Here is a 23,401-nt window from a genome sequence, read left to right on the forward strand (position 1 = left end):
CGCAATAACCGAAGAGGATAAACTATGACAAACTCTCTAGCAACAGGCATAGGAACTCTCTATATAGTTGCGACTCCAATTGGAAACCGTGATGACATCAGTTTCAGGGCACTTAATATTTTAAAATCAGTCGATCTAATCCTTGCTGAAGATACAAGGCACTCAATACAATTACTCACTGCTTTGGGAATAAAAAATAATTTAACTTCTCTGCACGCCCATAATGAAAGTGATAAAAGTAAGCAAATCATTGAACAAATCCTCAATGGAACTACGGTTGCTCTAATCAGTGATGCAGGAACACCTTTAATCAGTGATCCTGGATATCCTTTAGTAAAGCTTGCTCGTGAACATTTAATTCCTGTTACCCCAATTCCAGGACCAAGTGCCTTAATTACGGCTCTAAGTGCAGCAGGAGTACCCTGCGACTCCTTCATCTTTTCAGGTTTTCTTCCTGCAAAGCACGCTGCTCGGGTTAGCAAACTCAAATCTCTACAAAATGAACCTCATACACTTCTTTTTTATGAGTCAACACACAGAATTCTGGAGTGCATTGATGATATTTCAGAAACCTACGGCCCAGAATGTGAGTTGGTTCTGGCGAAAGAACTGACTAAAACTTATGAGAGGTTCATCACAGGTACCGTATCTGAAGTCAAAAAGTGGTTATTAGCAGATCCAGGCCATACAAAAGGAGAGTTTGTATTAATAATACCTCCTCGTCCGGAGCGTGATTCTCTTCAATCGCATCAGGAGCTCCTTGCTGTTTTATTACAAGAAGTACCATTAAAACAAGCAGTATCTATAGCCTGTAAACTAACTAAAGCACACAAAAACGAACTCTATGAAATGGCTTTAAAAATGAAAAAGTCATGAAATTATTGTATTAGAGGCTGTCGGCAATTGCTCTTACCTCCTGAATGATGCGGCTTTGACCATGTGCATTTAATAATGAGTTTACCAATACATGACCGCAGCTATTCTTAGCGTTTGAGCATGATTAATTATCTTCTTTCAAAACAAATTTATTACCTAAAATTAATTTGCACGACAATAAAAGTAACTACCCACGTCATCCCGAAGGTAGTGAGGGATCTCCTCTCGGGTGGCGCAATTTTAAAGAATCAATTGATACAAGTCGTTCCAATCTGAGTTCAATGCATTAATCAAATCAAGCTTCTTTTTTCGTGATCAATCTTTAATTTGTTTTCTCGTTCAATAACCACAACGATACTTTCACAGGCTTCATAGTAAACAAGTCTATCCACGTTGTATTTTTTGGTGAATCCAGCCACCAATTTGTTTTTGTGTTCGTAGACGCGACGTATCAAATCATTGGTAACACCAGTTTACAAAACATTATTGTGTTTATAAGCCAATAGGTAAACGTATGATTCCATATGCGTTGGTGATTCCTTGTTGTGATGGACTTTGCTCTTTTAATATCCTGCAGGAATAAGAATATTACCAGCAAATACAGATTGAATAGAATTCAAAATATTACAGCAGAGGTTTTCATTCAGTTATATGATCATAAATAAGTTTTCAAATGTTTTTGAAATTATTGAATACGTGCCGTTTGCTGGAGATCCCTCACTGCGTTCGGGATGACGTGGGTAGTTACTAATAATTTAGAGAGATATCAAATAAATAAGATACAAAAATTAGCATGAAATAAAAAATAGAAAAGAAATTAAATGTTTAAAATATGTTACTACTATAAATATATCCGTAATTTAATTTTATTAGGTATTAATTAAATAAATCTCGCAACAAAAGTCTCATTTATAAAAAATATGCACAATAATTAAAAAAATATACAGGGGCTGTAATATGGCATTTCGAGAGATAAGACCGTAAAGAAATAGTTCATCCCTAAACACTATAAATACAGTTCGAATTTCATTCCCGAAAGTAAAAGCAACTGGCAAACATAATTTAACTATACATAGGTATGAATGTAGCTCATAAATTAGGGCTTAAAGACGGAGACAAAATATAATTCAGTGTGGACGAAGATAATTCAAGAGTTTGGCTAATAAAAAAAGCCATTAATGATGTTGGATACAAACTAATTGATTCTTAAAAAAATAAAGATTCTACAAATCTTCGATTACAATTGACGTGGAATGAGTATACTCCAGATCCTCAAAAAACCGCGGTAAGAGAAGTAAAGCATGATATGCATGACGGAGGATTGAGGATTTTTGCCCATCTTAATTAAGATGCCGCGGCGAATTCTGGTGAAATTTATTCAACCATAGCAACTCTTTGATGCTGAGACCCAGTTGTTCCAATTTTTTACCACTACTATTTCAAATTCGGAGAGCATAACAGGAGAACCAGGAAATTATGGGACAATTAAGCAGATTACTTACTAATAGACCCTTTATATCCTCACTTTCACTCATCATGCATGCAAAGACCCGCAAATAAGCACAAAATGTCCGAAAATAACCAGCGCATGTCCTATTATGCCAAGCTGGATCAACGGTCTATGTCCTATAATTTAATTAGGTCAGGCAAACTAGAGTTCAATGATGTCATCGCTAAAAAAATTCAGCTTTTTAATGGTATATTTACTCATTCCACTCCCCATTATAGGCCTTCATCTTGGAGGATGGTTTAGTTTTCTTCCATTCGCAATAGTTTTTATCTTAATCCCTTTTGTTGACATTTTTATCAGAGATCCATCCAATCCATCAAGAGAACAAGAACATGAACTGATTAAAGACAGTTATTATAAATACATAACCTATGCCTATGTACCAGCTCAAATAATCATGCTTGTTTATGCTGCTTATGTAGTTAGCACTCATCATCTGTCATGGATTGAATGGCTTGGTTTTACCCTGTCGATAGGACTAATATCCGGTGGGGCAGGGATCAATTTAGCGCACGAATTGATGCATAAAAACAGCCGTACCCAACAAATTCTTAGTAAAACATTATTAGTATGCGTGTGTTACGGTCATTTTTTTATCGAACATGTCAAAGGGCATCACGTTCGAGTGGCTACCCCAGAAGATCCTGCAACGGCACAATTGGGAGAAAGCTTTTATCAATTCATACCCAAGACATTGATCGGCTCCTTTAAATCAGCCCTGAGTCTTGAAAAAAAACGCATGCTTCAGAAGGGATATGCATGCTGGAGTTTGCATAATCATTTCTGGTGGATACTTTCAGTACCATTAATCATTGGCAGTCTGTGTTTGCTTCTCGGGGGATTTTCTACGTTGGCATTTTTTATAGTACAATCATTCACCGCCATCATGACCCTTGAACTGGTTAATTATATTGAGCATTATGGTCTGGAAAGAAAAAAACTGGAAAACGGTCTTTATGAAAAAGTCAGTCCATATCACTCCTGGAATGCGAATCACTGGTTAACCAACGCCATATTATTTCATTTACAACGTCATTCAGATCACCATACCTATGGCGCTCGTCCTTATCAAATTTTACGCCATATGGAACAAAGCCCTCAACTTCCATCAGGATATCTGGGTATGATAGTTCTGGCGTTAATTCCCCCTCTCTGGAGTAGAATAATGGATAAGCGGGTTATTGAATTCAGAAGACAACTAAAACAAAAAGATAGGTGCCAATAATCACTACGATTTATTTTTCTTTTCTGCCATAGAATTTAATAGAGCCTTTCAATAAACTAATCCTGGATTATTTCAAAAATAAGGATTTTTTATGAAATATTTTTTAAGGAAGCATTGTTTTATTGGTTCTGTTTTGTTCTTTTCTTCATCATATGCGGCACATCATGGACATGTTACTATTGCCGATCCAATATTGGGCAGCCGTGATATTATTTATGAACAAATTAATGAATTTGCGGTAGTTGAAGGGGATATTCTCATTGGAAAGGTAGCCCATTTAAAAGCTCAGGGGGCCATTATCACCCCAAAAGCAGGAGGCTCGCGTTGGCCTAATGGAGTTGTTCCTTATGAGGTCGCTGAAGATTTACCCTTTATGAACAAATTAGCCATCTATCAAGCAATCGATCATTGGCAAAAAAATACCCATCTGGAGTTTTTAGAGTTAAACTCTAAAAATCGCTATGAACACCGTGATTATATTTCATTCATCCATGCGGAAGGTACAACCTGTTCTTCATATGTAGGCAAAAAGGGTGGTAAACAGGAAATTAATCTGGCGCCACGGTGTACCACTATGAATACGGTACATGAAATTGGCCATGCTCTTGGTTTATGGCATGAACAATCACGAGCAGACAGAAACTCCTATGTGCGTATCGTATGGGAGAATATTGACGATAAGTACAAGCACAATTTTGAACAGCAATTAACCGACGGTAAAGATTTTGGTTATTATGATTATCAATCCATCATGCATTACGGTAGCTTTGCCTTTTCTAAAAACGGTGAAAAAACCATTATCCCATTAACTGATGGAGTAGAAATTGGGCAGCGAACTCACTTAAGTGAAAAAGATATCGCTGCCGTTAAAGCAATGTACCCTGAAGCCTAACTCTTGCCAGGAAGAAAACCCTGGTTTTCTTCCTCTCCATCCATCAATTGGCGGGATGCAAGAGTGTCTTTATGCTGGTCATAAGCATGGTAAAGTTCATATCCCAGATACATGGCTGTTAGGGCAATCGCCGCAGGCCAGCAAATCGCAAAAGTAGTTATCAATACCATAGGCATAATCGTGTTTTTAGCCATATTAAAGATAAAATCATTACGAGCGGTTTCATATTCCTTATAAGCGACTGGGAGTTGATTACCCGTTAGTTGAGCTTGTTCCAAGTAAAGGCTTTTTTCTTTGTATTGTGAATAGGCTCCTGCTGAAAGATACATCGCTACGGCTACAGTACAAACAAAAAAAGAAGCAAGCACCAGCATAGGAGGACTGACTAAAATTGCAACAGTAAATCCTGACATTAACAAAGCAGCTGCAGCAGCTACAAAATAAAAGGTTGCTTCTTTAGTCCGCCAATTGATCTCAAGTTCCGATAACTGTTTATTGAGCATTTCAATATGCAAACGTCGTTGTTCATCTGTCAATTTCTTAAATAAATTTGGATTATTGTAATCGTCAATTTCCAAAAGATATTGAGATTTTTTAGTCAAATACTCCTCTTTGGCTAACTTACACTTATACAGTGCCATGCATACGTCAAAGGTCAGAAATACCGCTGTTAAATAGCCTGCGACAGGTCCTGAAATATTGAATAAATTATTAAAATTAGACAAACAGTTAACTGTTGCCCAAACCACGTCATTAGCAAAATTACAATGCCGTTTATAAAGCTCATTGGTAAACCGTTCAAAAGCGGTTGTAATTTCAGGAACATGACCCGTTTGGGCTGTAATCAATTCTTTAACATCATCAGCGTTTAAACGGATTGTGCTATTTTCATTTAATTTACTCAGCAATTCATCTTTGAATTTATTGGGATCCTTAACGGTTAGCTTTTGGGGAGTTCCATTTTTAGGGACATAATATAACTGTACATTATCATGGTCTTCATCCCGAACCAGAATGTAACTGTTTCTGTAAGGCTCAATGCTGGCAGCACCAGGCAAATAATCCAGTTTGGTGACATCACATCCATTTTTCGCTCCTTTCTCCAATTCAGATGGAAAAAATGTATGCTTGATCAACAAACCACCATCAATCATCAATCGTATAAGAAAGAATCCTACACTAAAGAAATTAATGACGCCTACAGGCGCTTGAAAAACAGAAATAATCTTGTCTACATCTGTATGTGTACCGAGTAAAACATCCAGTTTTTCTATGAGATGCAAATCTTTTGCCATAGTCAAACCCTGAGTGAGTGTCATACGACAAAAGGCCCAGTAAATTCGACACAGATTCGCGTACGCAACATAATCACGAATTTGCGATACATGAAAGGGGGAGTTCACCAAATTGCGAAAACTGCCAAGGTAAGAGTTGTATAGTGAATCAATAAAGGCCGCTTCTGAAGCTTTATGCTGTACTTTATTAATCAGGCGCTCTTTAATTTGTACCTTTATTTGAGCATATTCAGATTGTTTTCCTGGTTGCAGGTAGGCACTATGAAAAGCTTCCAGCAAAGAGGCACAATAGTAACAATAGATCCAAAAAACTTCTTTTTTTTCATCATCTTGATTTTTTAAGATGTGAAACATTTCAGTAAATTCGGCCTCGAGCAAATGCTTGTTCTGCAGTAAAAAACTGTATCCTATCGTTTCAGCGCGTTGATCTGCAGCTTTAAATTTTAATTGGAGAGTGTCAATGGAAGGAATTTCGGAGAAGAACTGATGTTTGTCCCTACGTACAGCTGCATTTTGCTTCGAATAAACCATGATAACAACTCTCAAAAATTATACAGGAAGTTTTATTTATAGTACGTTAACACTTGATTTTGCATTTGACAAGTCTTTTTGTATTGTTTTTTGACACATTGTTTTGTGAGTTTCAGAAGTCTGAAAGGTTCAAATACGGGTGGATATTTAAGATTAAAGGTGTTGGTTTTCTGAATTGAGGTAAACAGGAGAAAATCATTTAATTGCCTGCTTTCAGTATTTTTATGCAATAAATATCTGTATATAAAAAGATCCTGTCTTGCCCGCGCAAACGGGCAACCATTTCAGGTTTGGCACTGAAATAAATTAAGATAACTCGCTGAAATGTCCTTCTCCCTCAGGGAGAAGGTGCCAACGGCGGATGAGGGGATCACACATCATTCATGAAATACTTATAAATAACATCCATTACTAAATTAAATTGTTGCTGTACTTCATTATTCCAATAACCTTAAAATTTCATAGCCTGAATTATTAAGAGAGTTAGTCCTTCTATTATCGTATTCATTTTGCCCGCACTCATTCTGCTGACCACCATCTATCTCAATAATTAGGGTCTGTTGACAATTCAAGTTTCGACGTCCCGCGACTTGTTCCTGTCTCTTGGTCACAAATATGGAGTCTTGGAGAAAAGTCAGATTTGTATGCAGGTGCTGTTATTGCATAGGCTTTTTGCATTATCAATTAATCCCATGCATTTAATTTATTTTTGGTTGGACTAAGTATTTTAATAGATAATTTTAATCGTTTTAAGATCCCCTCATCCGCCGTTGGCACCTTCTCCCTGAGGGAGAAGGACATTTTAGCGAGATTTCGATAACATTTGGAATTATCAATTTAGCATTTCGTCAAGAAGAACTTAAGGCTAATTGGGAGTGCCCGCCTGCGAGGGCAGGACAGTTTTTTTTCATGTAAAGAGTAATAAATACTGCGCCTATTCATAAACAAAGACTAAAAGCACCGATTAGAGTGAACTGGTTCATTTACCAATACAAAAACTGGAAAAAATCCTTCCCAATAAATCGTCCGAGGTAAATTCGCCAGTAATTTCGCAAAGCACTTGGTGAGCAAGACGTAAATCTTCTGCTAACAATTCCCCAGCCCGATGCTCCGTTAATTGCTTTTGTCCGGTAAGTAGTAGATTTTTAGCTTCATCCAAAGCTTGAAGATGACGCCTTCTCGCTAAGAACTGGCCTTCATTGGGATGATAACCGGCCATTTGTTTGATTAAAGTCTTTAGACCATCGACGCCATAGCCTGACTTAGCTGACAAATACACGGTATTGTTCTCTGTTTTAGCAGAGAGGTTCTTCATATCAATTTTATTGAACACAGTAATTATGGGGATATCGTTTGGTAATTCCGATCTGATTTCATTGGAAAGGCATTCATGTTGGTCGGGATCATTCACATCGATTACCAATAAAACACAATCAGCTTGTTTTAATTCAAGCCAAGCTCTTCTAATTCCTTCCCGCTCAACCAGATCATCACTTTCCCTTAATCCTGCTGTATCGATAATATGCAAGGGAATATCATCCAATAATACATGTTCACGCATGACATCGCGAGTAGTACCTGCAACCTCGGTGACTATCGCGACATCCCGACCTGCAAGATTATTAATTAAAGTAGACTTACCCGCATTGGGTCTGCCTGCAATAACTACAGAAAGACCTTCATGTAAAATCACGCCCTGATTGGCTTGGGATCGTATTACAGTCAGTTGCTCCAGCAAATCCTGAAGTAAATTTGATACCTTTCCATCATTTAAAAAATCAATTTCTTCTTCAGGAAAATCAATTGCAGCCTCAACATACAAGCGCAAATAAATGAGCTCTTCATTTAATTGATTAATTTTGGCTGAAAATTCGCCTTGCAAGGAACGTAATGCCAGACGTGCTGCAGTTTGTGAACTTGAATTGATTAAATCAGCTATAGCTTCAGCTTGTGTCAAATCGATTTTATCATTTAAAAAAGCTCGTTCTGAAAACTCTCCAGGTCTTGCTAAGCGAGCACCCAAAACAACACATTCTTTAATGAGCATATCCAGTACAACTGGTGAACCATGTCCATGTATTTCTACGACATCTTCACCGGTAAAAGAATGAGGAGCCTTAAAATAGAGCATTAAGCCCTGATCAACTAATTCATTATCTGATGTATAGAAAGAACAGTACGTTGCCAATCTGGGTTTCAGTGCTTTATTAGCATTAAGAGTTATTGCAATTGAATAAGCTTTTTCACCCGATAATCGGATTATGCCTACCCCACCTTTTCCTGGTGGGGTAGCTATTGCTACTATGGTATCTTCAGACATTTACTTTGCTGTTGCTACCAGTTTTTTGGCTGGTTTGTCGTCTGAATATTTTCGGGTAATGTACCATTGTTGCATAATGGATAAGGTATTATTCACTATCCAATACAACACCAATCCGGATGGAAAACTCCAGAACAAACCAGTAAATAGAATTGGCAAGAACATCATTACTTTTGCCTGCATAGGATCCGGCGGTGTTGGGTTTAATTTTTGCTGTACCAACATTGTCGCACCCATAATAAGCGGCAGAACATGATAGGGATCAGCTGAAGCCAAGTCATTAATCCAGAAAATAAAAGGAGCTTGTCTTAACTCAACACTTTCCAGCAATACCCAATACAAAGCAATAAATACAGGAATTTGTATAATAATAGGCAAACAACCACCTAAAGGATTCACTTTTTCCTGGCGATACAGTTCCATAGTTGCCTGGCTGATTTTGGCTTTATCATCACCATAACGCTCTCGCAAAGCCTGCAGTTTGGGTTGTAATTTACGCATTCCAGCCATTGATTTATAACTGGTTGCTGAAAGCCGGTAGAATGCCAGCTTAATTAAGACGGTAACCAGAACAATAGACCAGCCCCAGTTTCCAACAAGATTATAAATTGCCTTCATCAATGAAAACAGCAATGAAGAAACAAACCAAAGGATTCCGTAATCAACGGTTAAATCCAAAGAAGGAGCGATGCCTTTTAAAACGCTGGTAATTTCAGGACCAACATACAGCTTGGAACCTATGTTCTTTTGCTCATCTGGCTTGATGGTAATAGGTTGACTTACTGCACCTATAGTGTAATCACCATTAATTGCTCGAGTGTAAAATTTATTTTCACTTGAACTGGAAGGGATCCAGGCACTTAAAAAATAATGCTGCTGCATCGCAATCCAACCGCCTTTGGCATCAACATCAAGATTGGTTTTATGCATATCGCTAAAACCAACCTTTTGATAACGATGAGATCCAGGATTAGAATAGGACGCTCCAGTATAAGAACCAACATGAAAAATGCTGGATTTATCTTCCTGGGGTGAACTGCGCAACAATTGCGTGTTTAAATAGCCTTTCCAATCACTTGTTCCATTATTGATGATTTTATATTGTACCTCGATTAAATAACTGCCTTTAGTAAAAATAAATTCCTTTTTAACAGTTAACCCATCTTCATTTTTCCCTTCAAGGGTAACGATTAATTGATCTTGATTAGGCTGTAACTGATACTCTTTTTGTTCTGAAGTAAAACCAAAATTAAGCGATTGAACGGATTGGTCTTTTGCAACAAAGATACTGCTGTTGGCTACATAGCGTTCTTGAGGTTGATTTTGCAAAAGAGGGAATGGTTTGTTTTTATCCTCAACGCTCAAAGGATAATCAAGAAGCAGTCCTTTGACTATGTCTCCTTGCTTTAAATCAATGGCAACGTCTAAAACATCCGTTTTAACCTGAATCAGTTGTTCAGGTTTCGTCATAACATTGTTTGCTTGTTGCTCAACAGATGGATTTAGAGGGCTTTGTTCTGAGTCACCAGGAGTTACTTGGGGTAATAAATGACCATCAGTGTTCAACTGACTGGTTGATTCTATTGCAACAGGAGGTTTTGCTGGATAATCCGCCTGCCAGGCGTTCCAAAGTGATAAACCAACCAGGGCTAACGCCATATATAATATTATACGTCTAATATCCATTAAAGCTTCTCATCGTTAGGGAGTACCGGATCATAACCACCACGCGACCAGGGATGACATCGTAATAATCGTTTCAATCCCATCCACATGCCTTTCGTTATGCCATGTTGTTTGATTGCACTCTCAGCATACTGTGAACAACTAGGATAATAGCGACAGCATGGTTTAATCAATGGGGCAATCAAAAATTGATATATTTTTATTGGAATGCATACTATTTGTCGTAGTATGAAATTAGTTTTTCCCATGTTTTGCTCAATTGGGTATTTATGCCTGAATTTGTTTGTCGTGCCACACCTTGTTTTGCTAGAAATATCATATCGACTGCAGGCAGATTCTGTTTTCTGAATCCTTCTCGCAAAAGACGCTTTATTCGGTTTCTATCATGGGCTTTTGCTATCATTTTTTTTGATAGCGCCAGCCCTAGACGGGCATAACCAAGATTATTGGTTCTGTATAATACAACAAATTCAGTCGTTACAATTTTTTTTGCCTGTTCAAACACATGGTCATAATCTTTTTTTGTCAACAGTCTCTGTGTTTTATTAAATGCAAACACTTAAGCTGACAAACGCTTACGTCCTTTAGCACGACGACGTTTAATTACTAATCGACCTGCACGAGTTGCCATACGCTCACGAAAACCATGATCGCGTTTGCGTTTTAAATTACTTGGTTGAAAGGTGCGTTTCATGATGAACCTGTATATAAATTTATGAGGTTGGCAATGATAGATAACTTTCTTTCCACTGTCAAATTACAAAGGTGTTTATTTTTTGGCGCATTTTATTTTTTAGCGAGATTGCTAATTATAATATATTTCTTAAATTATTTATTTTTTTATTATATTTAGCGCTCTCAATCCTGTTGATATCTCTATTATTTTATTTAATATCAATATCTTATGATTATTTTTTCCTGTTCAAAACTCTTGTATTGATCCGTTTTTGCGTGTGTATAAACCGTTCCCATTTTACTAACTCTGAATTTGTACACTGAATATAGTATTATTAAACCTCGTCTTATTCACATCTTTCTCTCTGATGAGTTCGAATAATTGTCGTCATCATTTTTAATGCAGTGCTGTCTGGCCTGATGAGTCAGCGTTGTTAATACTCACATCGATGTTTTTTGTTAAAAGAGTTGACAGTGTTTCCAGGTATAGGCGCAGGCTGGCCCCTTGAGCCAATTGAAACAAAGGGCCTCTACCATAGCGATCTGGGACTTTCATGTGGAATTGCTCTTCATCAACTATCCGGTTCACGAAATAAGGTGATGATAAAACTACATGGCTAGTCATCTTTAATTCGTTAATCGATGCACCTAGAGAAGCAAGTAATTCTGCAACCTTGGGGTTAGTCACAGATTCTATAGCTGTCTTTTTGTGATTGTCCTCTTGTTCTATTTTCAGGCCGTGAGCTAATAATAACTTAGTAAGTTCTGTATCATTGCTTTTATGCAGATAACTTTTTCCTTTTTCATCGATGTAATGAACGTTTGCTCCATGGTCTATTAGTTTTTTTGCTAAATGAAATCGTTAATCTTATCTCCAAGTTCCAAATAGCTCTTTACTCCTTCAATATCGTCGTTTATCGCCGCTTCATGCAATCGTGACATAATCGTCTCTCTGTTTGGATTTAATTTTATACTAATTGATCTATTATTTCCGGATGCGTGTTGAACATTATTGTTATCAGGGTTGAGTTACAGCGAAAGAACAATGCGAGCTGAATTACATACTCGCTGTAAAATGATTTTTTTGGACGCTAAAAATCTCTATGTAATTATTATAAATTTATATACTTAAAAAACTTATTTTTATTATAAGTAAACACCATATCTGTTGATAACCTTAAATTAACTATTAATTTCAATAGATTAGATCGTTATTTAAGGTGTTTATAAGTTCCCTTTATGGCTGTGTTTAATGTGTTTGCTCTTTCTGAAGAACTACTATTCTCTGATTTGTATTCAACTTATACCCGCTTTAAAACCCCAGTTATCCATAGCTTATAATTCGTCTGATTTATCTATTAATCCGACTTGAGAATAGTTAAGAACATCTATTTATTTAGTTGTTTTTGGGTTTTATTTACTTTTTTTTGTGGATAACTTTGCCTTTTATTGAAGGCTGAGTATAATCTGCAGGTTTAATCATCTATTATTTAAAGCTCAATTTTAATTTATAATTTTAATCTTTTATTGAATCTTTAATTTATTCTATTTAATTATCTTGCTGTACAGGTGCTTTCAATGGCACTATTTATTGCGGTGGGTAATTAGTTGTATTGCTCTTTTACCACCCTTATATAATGAGGAGTTTTGTTGTGTCAGATACTGTTTGGCAAAAATGTTTAGGTTTATTGCAAGATGAATATTCTGCTCAGCAATTCAATACCTGGCTGCGTCCTTTACAAGCTCATACAGATGAGCAACGTTTAGTTTTACTTGCGCCTAATCGATTTGTAGTTGATTGGGTAAAAAAGCATTTTTTTTCTCGCATTGAAGAATTGATTAATCAATTTTGCGGTGACAATATAAAATCCGTTTCTATAGAGATTGGGAGCAAAGCTGCTGAACCCGTTGCCTCAGTTGTTGAGACTACTGTTTCTCCTACAACCAATACCGCACCCAAACCGGTCAATAAAAAAGCCGTTGACTACAAGAGTAGTCATTTAAATAAAAAATTCGTGTTTGATAGTTTTGTTGAAGGAAACTCAAACCAATTAGCTCGCGCTGCATCAATGCAAGTCGCAGAGCGTCCCGGTGATGCCTACAATCCGTTGTTTATTTATGGTGGTGTTGGTTTAGGCAAAACTCATTTAATGCATGCCATCGGTAATAATATTCTTAAAAATAATCCTGAAGCTAAAGTCCTTTATTTACATTCAGAACGATTTGTAGCGGATATGGTTAAAGCGTTACAAACCAACTCCATTAATGAATTTAAGCGCTTTTATCGTTCATTAAATGCATTACTTATTGATGATATACAATTTTTTGCAGGTAAAGATCGCTCTCAAGAAGAGTTTTTCCATACCTTTAATGCTTTGCTTGAAGGGCAACAACAGATAATTTTAACCAGTGATCGATATCCTAAAGAAATCGAGGGTATGGAAGAGCGACTCAAATCTCGTTTTGGCTGGGGACTTACTGTTGCTGTCGAGCCACCGGAGCTGGAAACTCGTGTTGCCATTTTAATTAGTAAGGCGGAGCAATCGAATATTGAACTTCCCTATGAAGTAGCTTTTTTTATTGCGAAACGAATACGTTCAAATGTCAGGGAGCTAGAAGGTGCATTACGTCGGGTTATTGCTAATGCTCATTTTACCGGGAAACCGATCACAATTGAGTTTGTTCATGAAGCGTTGCGTGATCTATTGGCATTGCAAGATAAATTAGTGACTATAGAAAACATTCAGAAAACTGTAGCGGAATATTATAAAGTTAAAGTGGCTGATTTACTGTCTAAACGTCGTAGCCGCTCTATTGCTAGACCAAGACAAATGGCGATGGCTCTGAGTAAAGAGCTAACCAATCACAGCCTGCCTGAAATCGGTGATCATTTTGGTGGTCGTGATCATACTACGGTTATTCATGCCTGCAGAAAAGTTAAGGAACTTGTTCAGGATGATAGTGATTTTGCCGAAGATTATAAAAATTTAATGCGTATATTATCTTCTTGATAAGGGGTTTATCGTGTTTGAGTTAGCTATAAAAAAAGAAGATCTCATCGCTCCTTTGCTTACTGTAGCAGGTGCTGTTGATAAAAAGCAATCTTTGGCTATTTTATCCAATTTTCTATTAAAATTGGCTGATGGTTTGCTTCATGTTACCGCTACTGATTTAGAAATTGAAATTTCTGCTCAGGTTTCTTGTGAGTCTAATCAAACCTCTGGGAGTATCACTGTTCCTGCAAAAAAATTCATTGATATCATCCGATCTCTCGATGAAAATACCAGTCCCAATATTGTTTTTGATAACGGGATTGTATCGATCAAACAAGGACGCAGTTCCTTCAAGTTGACTACTTTACCTGCTGAAAATTATCCTCTAAGTGAAGATGAGTGCAACGAGGTTGAGCTATCAATACCACGACTGGTCTTGCTTCAATTATTACAATCAACCCATTTTGCCATGTCGCAACAGGATGTTCGAGTTTTTCTTAACGGGCTCTTTTTGGAGTTTGAACCCCACCAAATTTCTGCAGTTGCAACTGATGGGCACAGAATGGCAATTTGTCGTTACTCTTGTGATAATATTAGTCAGTATAAGCTTTTGTTACCCAAAAAGGGTGTTCAAGAATTATTACGTTTATTAAATTGCATTAGTGATGAGCATGTTTTGCTGGCTGCAGGAAAATCTCATTTTAAATTGATTAGCAGTCAATTTACGTTTATGTCCAAATTGATTGAAGCACGTTTTCCACCTTATTCTAAAGCAATTCCCAGGGAGCAGGATAAGCAGATTATTATTGATTGCGCTATTTTAAAAAAATCTTTGGCGCGAATTGTTATTTTGGCTCATGAGAAATCCAAAGCGGTACTGTTCCATTTACAATCCGGTCAGCTAACTCTGATTGCCAACAATAATGAACAGGAAGAAGCGGTTGAAACTCTGATGGCTGAAACTCAGGGTGATGAGTTAAAAATCGGTTTGAATGCGACCTATTTACTCGATGTATTAAATCATTTCGGTGACGGTCAGATTCGAATGTCCATGTCGAATACGGACAGCAGTATTTTAATCGAGTCTTTGCAAAATGATAATTATCAATACATCATCATGCCAATGAAAATATGATTTTAGCTGATCTTAAAATTCATCATTTAAGAAATATTTCTGAAGCCCATTTATTACTCAATCAACACTTTAATTTTATATACGGCCCGAATGGAAGTGGTAAAACTTCCATTCTTGAAGCCTTGTATTTGCTGAGCTGTGGTCATTCGTTCCGATCTCGGGAAATTTCGCCAATAATCGCTCGGGGCCACTCTGCACTGACGGTTTTTTCTCGTTGTACTGATAACTCAACCATCAGTATTCAAAAATCTTTTTCACAGCCAACACAAATTAAATTGAACAATCAGTTTTGCTACAGTACCAGTCAATTAGCCTATGCTTTACCTTGTCAAATTTTTTATGCGGATATATTCCAAATCATTGATGCAGGCCCCGCCGTTCGGAGAAGCGTATTGGATTGGGGGTTGTTTCACGTGAAACATAATTACCTATCACTGTGGAAAGATTATAAAAAGGTAATAAAGCATCGAAATTCCCTTTTAAAAAAACGTTCATCATATCAAGATTTTATTCCCTGGGACAAGCAATTAGATCAACTTGCTATTCAAATGGATATGCTCAGACACGAATATTTCGATAGGTTGAAAATTACTTTTTACGATACATTAAGACAATTAACTAACACGTCCTGTTCTATTGAATACTACAAGGGATGGGATAAAAAAAATACCGGGCGATCTCTGATGGAGGTACTCGCGGAACAGTTCACCAGTGATCTTCACAAACAATACACTCAATCCGGTCCCCATCAAGCAGATATTTTAATATATAGTGATGAGACAAAAGCAAAACAGGTACTGTCTCGTGGTCAACAAAAAATTATATTGATTGCATTAAAATTGGCACAAGGAACTCTTCTAAGTGGCGATTGCTTGTATTTATTTGATGATGTTCCAGCTGAACTTGATGAACAACATAAAAATGCCCTGTTAGAATATTTGCATGTTAATAAAGGTCAATATGTCTTTACCTGCATTAATCAATCCGAGTTTTTAAATCGTTTAACTCATCTTGAATACTCCAGCTTTTATATTGATTCTGGGAATGTATCATTTTAATATTTTTTTATAACATCTTCTTTCCAGCTTGCTGTATGTCGAATGTTTGTATCAATTTGGATCATGAATATTTATCCGTTTTGTAAATAAAATGGAAGAGTTAATCACAATTATTAAGTTTTGTGTCTACCTATTTAGGGTAATGGTATTTCATTAAAACACATTAAAGAATATAACATCCATAATGAACCACGGCAGTCCGGTTAAAAATGTGACGTCTTTCCGAGCGTAGCGAGGAATCTCCTGCAAATTGGCACAATCTGAATTAATGCATTAATTATCATTGGACGTTACATTACGTGAAGATGATTCTCGCGTACGCAAAGATCATGCTCATGAAAATATAGTGATGGTTCGGCATATTATTTTGAACAGGTTACAAAATACCAAAAAAAAATTAAGGATATGAGCATTAGGCGCCTGCAGAAAAAGGCTGTCTGGGGAGATTCTACTCTTGATATGATTTTAATGGCTGCATTTTAATGGGATCGTGCAACCTTGCAGGAGATTCCTCGCTACGCTCGGAAAGACGTCATATTTTTAATGGGATAGCCGTGCATAATGAACCTTGTTTCTGATTTAGAACGTTGCTTTTTAGTGTAATTAAATAGGCATGTAAATGTTTCACGTGGAACAAATTAATTAAATTAAATCCTGTTTACCGATAACTAAAATGAATTAACCTGATGCAGAGAAAGAGAAACCAAAGTTTATCCACTGACATATAAACCGCCGCCAAAAGATGGTATAATTGAACGATTCGAAATACCACAATAGGGTAATGAGGGTTCCTGATGAGCGTTGATGCCAGTTATGATTCAAATAATATTAAAGTCCTAAAGGGTTTAGATGCAGTACGAAAAAGACCAGGTATGTATATAGGTGACACTGATGACGGTACCGGTCTTCATCACATGGTTTTTGAAGTTGTTGATAACTCTATTGACGAAGCGCTTGCAGGTCATTGCAAGGAAATTTTCGTTACAATTCATAGCGATGAATCCATTACGGTTAAAGATGATGGCCGTGGTATCCCGGTAGATATTCATAAAGAAGAAGGTCGCTCTGCTGCTGAAGTTATTCTTACCATTCTGCATGCTGGCGGTAAATTTGATGATAACTCTTATAAAGTTTCCGGTGGTCTTCATGGGGTAGGCGTTTCAGTTGTTAATGCCTTATCGGAAGAGTTGCATTTGCTTGTTCGCAGGCATGGAAAAATTCATGAGCAACACTATCGACACGGTGTTCCCGATGCTCCAATTGCAGAAACTGGTGACTCAACAACTACTGGAACTCAGATATGGTTCAAACCCAGCGCTGAAACATTCAGTAACATTGAATTTCATTACGATATATTAGCGAAACGATTAAGAGAATTATCTTATCTAAATTCCGGTGTTTGCATCCATCTGTTTGATGAACGAACTCAAAGACAAGATACCTTCCATTACGAAGGCGGTATTAAAGCTTTTGTTGAGCATTTAAATAAGAATAAAACTCCCATTTTTCCAGCTGTATTTTCGATGACGGCAGAAAAAGATGGCATTGTTGTCGAGTTAGCCATGCAATGGAATGACTCGTATCAAGAAACACTCTTTTGTTTTACTAATAATATTCCTCAAAGAGATGGCGGAACGCATATGGCCGGTTTTAGAGCCGCGCTGACTCGGACACTAAATAACTATATCGAAAACGAAGGGTATGCAAAAAAAGCAAAAGTATCTCCAACAGGAGATGATGCGCGTGAAGGATTAACTGCAGTATTGTCTGTGAAGGTTCCTGATCCTAAGTTTTCATCTCAAACAAAAGATAAATTAGTCTCCTCTGAAGTAAAATCTGCAGTAGAATCAAGCGTTGCAGAAAAATTTAATGATTTTCTGCTTGAAAATCCATCTGTAGCTAAAGCAATTGTCGGGAAAATCATCGATGCTGCACGTGCCAGAGAAGCTGCTCGTCGAGCGCGTGAAATGACCCGACGTAAAGGTGCTCTTGATATTGCTGGTTTGCCCGGAAAGCTGGCTGATTGTCAGGAAAAAGACCCTGCGTTGTCAGAACTGTATCTAGTAGAGGGAGATTCTGCGGGTGGATCTGCAAAACAAGGACGCGATAGAAAATTTCAGGCTATATTACCGCTCAAGGGTAAAATCCTTAATGTGGAAAAAGCACGGTTTGATAAAATGTTGGCTTCGCAAGAAGTTGCAACATTAATTACCGCACTTGGCTGTGGCATTGGTCCAGATGAATACGATCCGGATAAAGTGCGATATCATCGTATTATTATCATGACTGACGCCGATGTGGATGGTTCTCATATTCGTACATTGTTGCTTACTTTCTTTTACAGGCAGACCCGAGAACTCCTGGAGAGAGGGTATATATATATTGCACAACCACCTTTATATAAAGTAAAAAGAGGAAAACAGGAGCAATATGTTAAGGACGATGAGGCCTTGTTTGAATATCTAACACAAAGTGCTCTGGACGGTGCTGCATTTTATCCCTCTAAAGATGCTCCGGCTATCACTGCACAGGCTTTAGAGGAACTGGTACAACAGTTTCGACGAGTTGAAAAAATTATTAAGCGCTATAAACGCAGATATCCTGCGGATATATTAAAGCGAGTCGCCTATTTACCTGTATTGCAGAATGAAGATTTCAATCATCACGATAAAATAAGTCATTGGTGTAATCAGTTACATCAAAGCTTGCAGCAGGTTGATAGTAAAACGGAACACTATTCTGTAGGTGTTCAGGTGTTAGAAGATACGAACCAGTTCATTCCGCGAATCACAATAGCTCAACACGGAATGGATCATCATGTTCCTATGAATGCAGAGTTTTTCTATTCGAAGGATTATAAAGAAATGCTGAACCTGGGGTCTCGCTTGGGTGGTTTGATTGAAGAGGGAGCGTACGTAAAGCGTTTGGATAAGTCTGTACCGATTGAACATTTTGAGCAAGCTTTAGATTGGTTAATGGATGAAGCGAAACGAGGTCAAACCATTCAACGGTATAAAGGACTTGGTGAAATGAATCCGGAACAGCTTTGGGAAACTACTATGGACCCTGAGGTTAGACGCATGTTGCAAGTAAATATCGAAGATGCTGTTGCAGCAGATGAAATATTCACTACACTAATGGGTGACAATGTAGAGCCGCGCAGAGATTTTATTGAATCAAATGCGTTGGATGCGGAAAATATAGATATTTAACCTCAAGAACTGTTGTAAGGTGATGGTTCACCTTACAACTACTCAGTAGAGAGTTCCGATAAGAAATTAAGCTGCAACGGTCAAGCTAATGTAAGGTCCACGAAATCCAAAACTATTCGTTTCATACCCATTGATGCGTTGAATAACGCCTTGTGCCAGAGGTACTGTTCCTCTAATGGTATCCATTGAATTGATGTATTCATTTATTTGATAGCCTGCTTCCAGGGTCACATTAGAACTGGATGCAAAATTGTGAGAATAATCGACGCCTAACTTACCAGAAAGGCTGTTAACGATTCGATCCCGCTTAGGCCAGGAAAAATTAAAATTGGTTCCAAGCAAACTCACAAAAGAATGAGCGTTGATTGTTCCAACCAACAGGCCGTAATCAAAATAACCGACTAATCCAAATCCATGTCCAAGTGTGTAAGTTCCATCTATACTGAGCATGGGGCCGGCACCATTATAAGTACTGATCATATTTCCTGGTGCTGTAAATGTAAGTATATGTTTCAATTCAGCATAGCGGAGTCCCAATGACGGCTTAATCGAAAACACCCCGGATACATCAGAGTATTTTCTACCGGCTTTAAGATCAATCTGATTTACTTTATAAGTAAGTGAGGCATCACTGACAAATCCAGGAGTCGGTGGAAAGGCAGCATCTGGAAACAAAATACTCCCAAAACCAATTGAACCGTCTGCAAAGTCATTGAATGCATGCGTTTTATTATCTAAAAATAAATAATTGGCTTCAATATTATTTGCAGACATGGGCAGATTGTAGCCCAGTTTAACACTACCAGCCCATTTATGTACTGGATTGAAGGGTGTACTTATCGCTATAAAATTTCCAGTATTTCCATACAACCAACTGTCAGTAACCATACCGATTCCAGTTTCACTTGGCTTAACATAATAACCTGTGATTCCCGCATAAACACCACCTTTCATGTTAAAAGCACAGAGTGTTGATGAACAGACTGGGCCGTCTTTGTCAGGAGTTGTGGAAGCAGCGAGGGCATTTCCATACACACTAAAACCTGCTAAAAAGAGGGGGATACAGCGAAGCATATTCATAAATCATTCCTTGAAATTAATTATTAAGCATACACGTGAGATATTAAGATTTGGTAATAGGTAAAAAAGCAAAACATTCAACATATACAAATTATTTGCCGCCTTTACCAATAAGTGAAAGCCAAAATCACATCAATTATTGGTTAGATAATTGACTCAATATTAATAATCAAACAGGAATATTGCAATGAGATAATCGAGTTGAATGGCAAAGCAAATAAAAATTATTGATTTAAATCCAATTCAAATGCATTGAATTAATGGTATATAATCACGCTGAAATGATGAATCATATAACTAGGCACATCCCTCAATGTCGAAGTCAGAATGGTCAACACATCCTGGCGTATAAATAAACTGAGTTGATTTTGTGTAAAGTGGTTGCAATATAATCACATCGGATTTTTAATGAAAATAATGAATGCCATGTTCTCCAAAGTAAATGGAGGTGTCGAACAAGTTTTTTTAAACTATACCAAGGTTTTGGGAGGATTGGGTCACAAGATTATTCCTGTTATTCACCCTTGGTCGCAGATAAGAAAGGTTTGTTCGGATCCTAATTTAAAAACAATTTTCAGTTATGGTCGAAATGATTTCATTGCCGTTCATCGATTGCGTCAGTTAATCCTTAAAGAGCAACCAGATTGTATTATTTCACATACAAAACGAGCCGCCATCTTGTTTGAAAAGACAGGCACTTCAGTGCCCAAAATTGCTGTATGCCATACTATTGAATCCTACAATGAGTTAGTAAACACATCGGATGCGGTTATTGCCATTACGGAACACATGCATCGTGAGATCATGAGGTTAGGAAATCCTGGAAAACGAATTTACACTGTGCCTAATATGATATCCATTCCAGATAATCTGGTTTACAAAGAGCCTGAGCGATCTCGAGTTCCAGTAATAGGAGCCATTGCCAGGTTTTCTGATCTTAAGGGGTTGGATGTCTTTATCGATGCTTTGGCAATATTAAAACGCAAAGGAATTTTATTTAAAGCCCATATTGCTGGTGATGGAAAACAGAAAAAACAGTACATCAAACAAATTAATCACCATGGCCTTCAGAAAGAAGTGACCTTATTGGGCTGGATAGATGATAAACAGGCATTTTATGAGGGCCTTGATATTTTTTGTCATCCTTCATTGAAAGAATCTTTTGGTTTGGTAGTTGTTGAGAGTATGATGCATTCAGTGCCCATGGTGCTCACAGAAATATCCGGTCCCCTGGAAATCGTAGGTGAAGCAGAATGCGCGGTTATGGTGCCACCTTCAGATCCTGTGAGTCTGGCTAGTGGTTTGGAGCGAATAATAAAAGACGGCAGCCTGGCTAAACGATTATCATACAATGGATATATTCGCGCCAACACCTATTCAAGCCGCAGCATTGGGCCAATACTTAATGAGGTTGTGAACGATGTGTGCCGTTCTGTGTAAATTATTCAGATGATCATTGGATTGTGTCTTTCAAAAAATTAGTGCCGCATCCTTGCGGCGAAGTACATCCATTGTACTTGTCCCTTTAGTTGACATCCTGTCAGACATATCCATGTCATCCTTTTGAGTCTTTAGTATAACCTTTTGGCAGATAGAGTCATTGCGTAGATAGAGCAACAAATTGTAAGAAATTTCTCAAAGAATAGTGGGTATTTTCTTCGCTATCAGACAAGGCTTTCTGAACAACCAGCGTCTTTCCTCTCTTTAATTTCTTATAAGTAGAATTGCATCGTTCATTTTCGCGATGAAGAACATACCTAGACCTATTGCAGAGTGTCGAGACGGTGAGATAAGAACATGCATTGAATTCATTTGGCGTAGAAGAGTAACTATCCACTGTAATCGTGCAGAACAGTACAGCAGATAGTCAATTGGTTAGCTTAGTTATTGATTTGCAGAGATACAGGCTGTTGCTGGGTAATACAATGAATTCCTCCACCGCCAGCAAATACATCTAAAGCGTCAATTTGAGTTATTTGATGTTCAGGAAATAACTGGGTGAACAATATATATGCTGACTTATCATACTCTTCGTAGCCAAAAGCAGGCATGACTATGCCCTTATTAGCCAGATAAAAATTTATATAGGAAAGTGTGAGCCGTTCTCCATCAAGATAAGTGGCTGGTGGTTGTTCGACACAATAGACTTCCAAAGAACGTCCTTTTGCATCGGTTGCCGATTTTAGAATGTCCAGATTTTCCTGCAGGGTTGTGAAATTGGGATCCGTTTGATCATGAGTGATCAGGCAGAGCACTTTTCCAGGTGCGATGAAGGTAGCAATTTCATCAATATGTCCGTCTGTTTCATCACCAAGTAATCCTTTATTGAGCCATATAATCCGTTCCGCGCCAAGAAAATCCATTAAATAGCGTTCAATTTCTTGTTGAGTTAATTGCGGATTACGATTTGCATTGAGCAGGCATTCACGACTGGTTAATACCGTCCCCTCACCATCGACATGAAAGGATCCTCCTTCCATAACCAGTGGCGCATGAAAATGGCGGGCCTTGGTCTGTTCAATAATCACTGACGCAATCTTATTATCCAGAGCGCAGTCAACGTAATTGCCACCCCATGCATTATGGATCCAGTCGACTCCTGCCAGTCGGTTGTGTGAATTTAATAAAAAAGTTGCCCCTGTATCACGAGTCCATGAATCATTGATGGGGAGTGTGATAATGGAAATTGTATCACCACATAATTCTCTTGCAGAAGCTTCATCTCCTGGATTGACCAGCATCGTTACTGGCTCATATGCTGCTATAGACTTTGCGACCTTGGCATAAGCGATTCGTGCTCGTTCCAATCCTACTTTTTCCCATGTGGATTGATGACAGGGCCACGCCATCCAGCATCGTTCGTGTGGGTACCATTCTGCAGGCATGTAATATCCAGCTTGTTTCGGTGTTAGT

19 protein-coding genes are annotated in these 23,401 nt (G+C 37.8%); 8 read left to right on the top strand and 11 right to left on the bottom strand.

Annotation, left to right across the window (positions count from 1 at the left end):
• Nucleotides 1–24 precede the first annotated feature (24 nt).
• A complete protein-coding gene (gene rsmI / locus G543_RS0101340; RefSeq protein ID WP_028382925.1) occupies nt 25–876 on the top strand; it encodes a 16S rRNA (cytidine(1402)-2'-O)-methyltransferase in 852 nt (283 codons plus the stop codon).
• A 290-nt stretch (nt 877–1,166) separates the two neighbouring features.
• On the opposite strand, the gene G543_RS19255 is transcribed toward rsmI, so the two are convergent.
• Complete coding sequence (locus G543_RS19255; protein ID WP_238584752.1) at nt 1,167–1,295, bottom strand: GIY-YIG nuclease family protein; 129 nt, start codon at nt 1,293–1,295, stop codon at nt 1,167–1,169.
• Between the two features lie 1,245 nt (nt 1,296–2,540).
• Here G543_RS19255 and G543_RS0101345 point away from each other — a divergent pair.
• Together G543_RS0101345 and legP are read left to right on the top strand one after the other, a co-directional pair.
• Entirely contained in the window at nt 2,541–3,611 is a 1,071-nt protein-coding gene (locus tag G543_RS0101345) for an alkane 1-monooxygenase (RefSeq protein WP_028382926.1), read from the top strand.
• A gap of 91 nt (nt 3,612–3,702) precedes the next feature.
• Nucleotides 3,703–4,503, top strand: coding sequence for a Dot/Icm T4SS effector Zinc-dependent metalloprotease LegP (legP, locus tag G543_RS0101350; protein ID WP_035921138.1), 801 nt, complete (start codon nt 3,703–3,705; stop codon nt 4,501–4,503).
• Here the strand turns inward: legP and G543_RS0101355 are convergent.
• From G543_RS0101355 to G543_RS0101390, 8 genes are all read right to left on the bottom strand, one after another.
• Entirely contained in the window at nt 4,500–6,329 is a 1,830-nt protein-coding gene (locus G543_RS0101355) for a hypothetical protein (protein WP_028382928.1), read from the bottom strand. The genes legP and G543_RS0101355 overlap by 4 nt on opposite strands.
• Nucleotides 6,330–6,766: 437 nt before the next feature.
• Nucleotides 6,767–6,940 carry a DUF559 domain-containing protein gene (locus tag G543_RS19510; RefSeq protein ID WP_162145873.1) on the bottom strand — a complete coding sequence of 58 codons (174 nt, stop codon included), beginning with the start codon at nt 6,938–6,940 and terminating at the stop codon, nt 6,767–6,769.
• A gap of 368 nt (nt 6,941–7,308) precedes the next feature.
• Nucleotides 7,309–8,649 carry a tRNA uridine-5-carboxymethylaminomethyl(34) synthesis GTPase MnmE gene (gene mnmE, locus G543_RS0101365; protein ID WP_028382930.1) on the bottom strand — a complete coding sequence of 447 codons (1,341 nt, stop codon included), beginning with the start codon at nt 8,647–8,649 and terminating at the stop codon, nt 7,309–7,311.
• Entirely contained in the window at nt 8,650–10,335 is a 1,686-nt protein-coding gene (yidC, locus tag G543_RS0101370) for a membrane protein insertase YidC (protein WP_028382931.1), read from the bottom strand.
• Nucleotides 10,335–10,583 (bottom strand): membrane protein insertion efficiency factor YidD, encoded by a 249-nt coding sequence (gene yidD, locus G543_RS0101375; RefSeq protein WP_028382932.1) that lies wholly within the window; start codon nt 10,581–10,583, stop codon nt 10,335–10,337. The genes yidC and yidD overlap by 1 nt, the downstream gene beginning before the upstream one ends.
• A complete protein-coding gene (rnpA, locus tag G543_RS0101380; RefSeq protein ID WP_028382933.1) occupies nt 10,550–10,894 on the bottom strand; it encodes a ribonuclease P protein component in 345 nt (114 codons plus the stop codon). Before rnpA ends, yidD begins: the two co-directional genes overlap by 34 nt.
• Nucleotides 10,895–11,029 carry a 50S ribosomal protein L34 gene (gene rpmH / locus G543_RS0101385; protein ID WP_006869475.1) on the bottom strand — a complete coding sequence of 45 codons (135 nt, stop codon included), beginning with the start codon at nt 11,027–11,029 and terminating at the stop codon, nt 10,895–10,897. It lies immediately after the preceding gene.
• 378 nt (nt 11,030–11,407) lie between these two features.
• Nucleotides 11,408–11,698: a hypothetical protein gene (locus tag G543_RS0101390; RefSeq protein ID WP_028382934.1), complete on the bottom strand. Its 291-nt coding sequence runs from the start codon at nt 11,696–11,698 to the stop codon at nt 11,408–11,410.
• 964 nt (nt 11,699–12,662) lie between these two features.
• Here G543_RS0101390 and dnaA point away from each other — a divergent pair.
• The 4 genes from dnaA (at nt 12,663) to gyrB (ending at nt 19,408) form a co-directional block, all read left to right on the top strand.
• On the top strand, nt 12,663–14,021 hold the full coding sequence (gene dnaA, locus G543_RS0101395; protein ID WP_028382935.1) for a chromosomal replication initiator protein DnaA: 1,359 nt from the start codon (nt 12,663–12,665) through the stop codon (nt 14,019–14,021).
• A gap of 13 nt (nt 14,022–14,034) precedes the next feature.
• Nucleotides 14,035–15,138: a DNA polymerase III subunit beta gene (gene dnaN / locus G543_RS0101400; protein WP_028382936.1), complete on the top strand. Its 1,104-nt coding sequence runs from the start codon at nt 14,035–14,037 to the stop codon at nt 15,136–15,138.
• Entirely contained in the window at nt 15,135–16,196 is a 1,062-nt protein-coding gene (gene recF / locus G543_RS0101405) for a DNA replication/repair protein RecF (protein WP_028382937.1), read from the top strand. The genes dnaN and recF overlap by 4 nt, the downstream gene beginning before the upstream one ends.
• 794 nt (nt 16,197–16,990) lie before the next feature.
• A complete protein-coding gene (gene gyrB, locus G543_RS0101410) occupies nt 16,991–19,408 on the top strand; it encodes a DNA topoisomerase (ATP-hydrolyzing) subunit B (RefSeq protein WP_028382938.1) in 2,418 nt (805 codons plus the stop codon).
• Between the two features lie 66 nt (nt 19,409–19,474).
• Here gyrB and G543_RS0101415 read toward each other — a convergent pair whose 3' ends face one another.
• Nucleotides 19,475–20,488, bottom strand: a complete 1,014-nt coding sequence (locus tag G543_RS0101415) for an Lpg1974 family pore-forming outer membrane protein (protein ID WP_238584748.1) — start codon at nt 20,486–20,488, stop codon at nt 19,475–19,477.
• Between the two features lie 408 nt (nt 20,489–20,896).
• On the opposite strand from G543_RS0101415, the gene G543_RS0101420 reads away from it, so the two are divergent.
• Nucleotides 20,897–21,928, top strand: a complete 1,032-nt coding sequence (locus tag G543_RS0101420; protein WP_028382940.1) for a glycosyltransferase family 4 protein — start codon at nt 20,897–20,899, stop codon at nt 21,926–21,928.
• 440 nt (nt 21,929–22,368) lie between these two features.
• Here G543_RS0101420 and G543_RS0101425 read toward each other — a convergent pair whose 3' ends face one another.
• On the bottom strand, nt 22,369–23,373 hold the full coding sequence (locus G543_RS0101425) for an agmatine deiminase family protein (RefSeq protein WP_035921141.1): 1,005 nt from the start codon (nt 23,371–23,373) through the stop codon (nt 22,369–22,371).
• Nucleotides 23,374–23,401: the final 28 nt, after the last annotated feature.

Origin of the sequence: Legionella moravica DSM 19234, from assembly GCF_000423305.1 — a bacterium.
In the GTDB taxonomy this organism is placed as follows: domain Bacteria; phylum Pseudomonadota; class Gammaproteobacteria; order Legionellales; family Legionellaceae; genus Legionella; species Legionella moravica.

Coding starts and splice junctions, on each gene's coding strand:
- rsmI (WP_028382925.1), top strand. CDS start 25: ATGACAAACTCTCTAGCAACAGGCATAGGAACTCTCTATATAGTTGCG.
- G543_RS0101345 (WP_028382926.1), top strand. CDS start 2,541: ATGTCATCGCTAAAAAAATTCAGCTTTTTAATGGTATATTTACTCATT.
- legP (WP_035921138.1), top strand. CDS start 3,703: ATGAAATATTTTTTAAGGAAGCATTGTTTTATTGGTTCTGTTTTGTTC.
- G543_RS0101355 (WP_028382928.1), bottom strand. CDS start 6,329: ATGGTTTATTCGAAGCAAAATGCAGCTGTACGTAGGGACAAACATCAG.
- mnmE (WP_028382930.1), bottom strand. CDS start 8,649: ATGTCTGAAGATACCATAGTAGCAATAGCTACCCCACCAGGAAAAGGT.
- yidC (WP_028382931.1), bottom strand. CDS start 10,335: ATGGATATTAGACGTATAATATTATATATGGCGTTAGCCCTGGTTGGT.
- yidD (WP_028382932.1), bottom strand. CDS start 10,583: ATGGGAAAAACTAATTTCATACTACGACAAATAGTATGCATTCCAATA.
- rpmH (WP_006869475.1), bottom strand. CDS start 11,029: ATGAAACGCACCTTTCAACCAAGTAATTTAAAACGCAAACGCGATCAT.
- recF (WP_028382937.1), top strand. CDS start 15,135: ATGATTTTAGCTGATCTTAAAATTCATCATTTAAGAAATATTTCTGAA.
- gyrB (WP_028382938.1), top strand. CDS start 16,991: ATGAGCGTTGATGCCAGTTATGATTCAAATAATATTAAAGTCCTAAAG.
- G543_RS0101415 (WP_238584748.1), bottom strand. CDS start 20,488: ATGAATATGCTTCGCTGTATCCCCCTCTTTTTAGCAGGTTTTAGTGTG.
- G543_RS0101420 (WP_028382940.1), top strand. CDS start 20,897: ATGAAAATAATGAATGCCATGTTCTCCAAAGTAAATGGAGGTGTCGAA.
- G543_RS0101425 (WP_035921141.1), bottom strand. CDS start 23,373: ATGCCTGCAGAATGGTACCCACACGAACGATGCTGGATGGCGTGGCCC.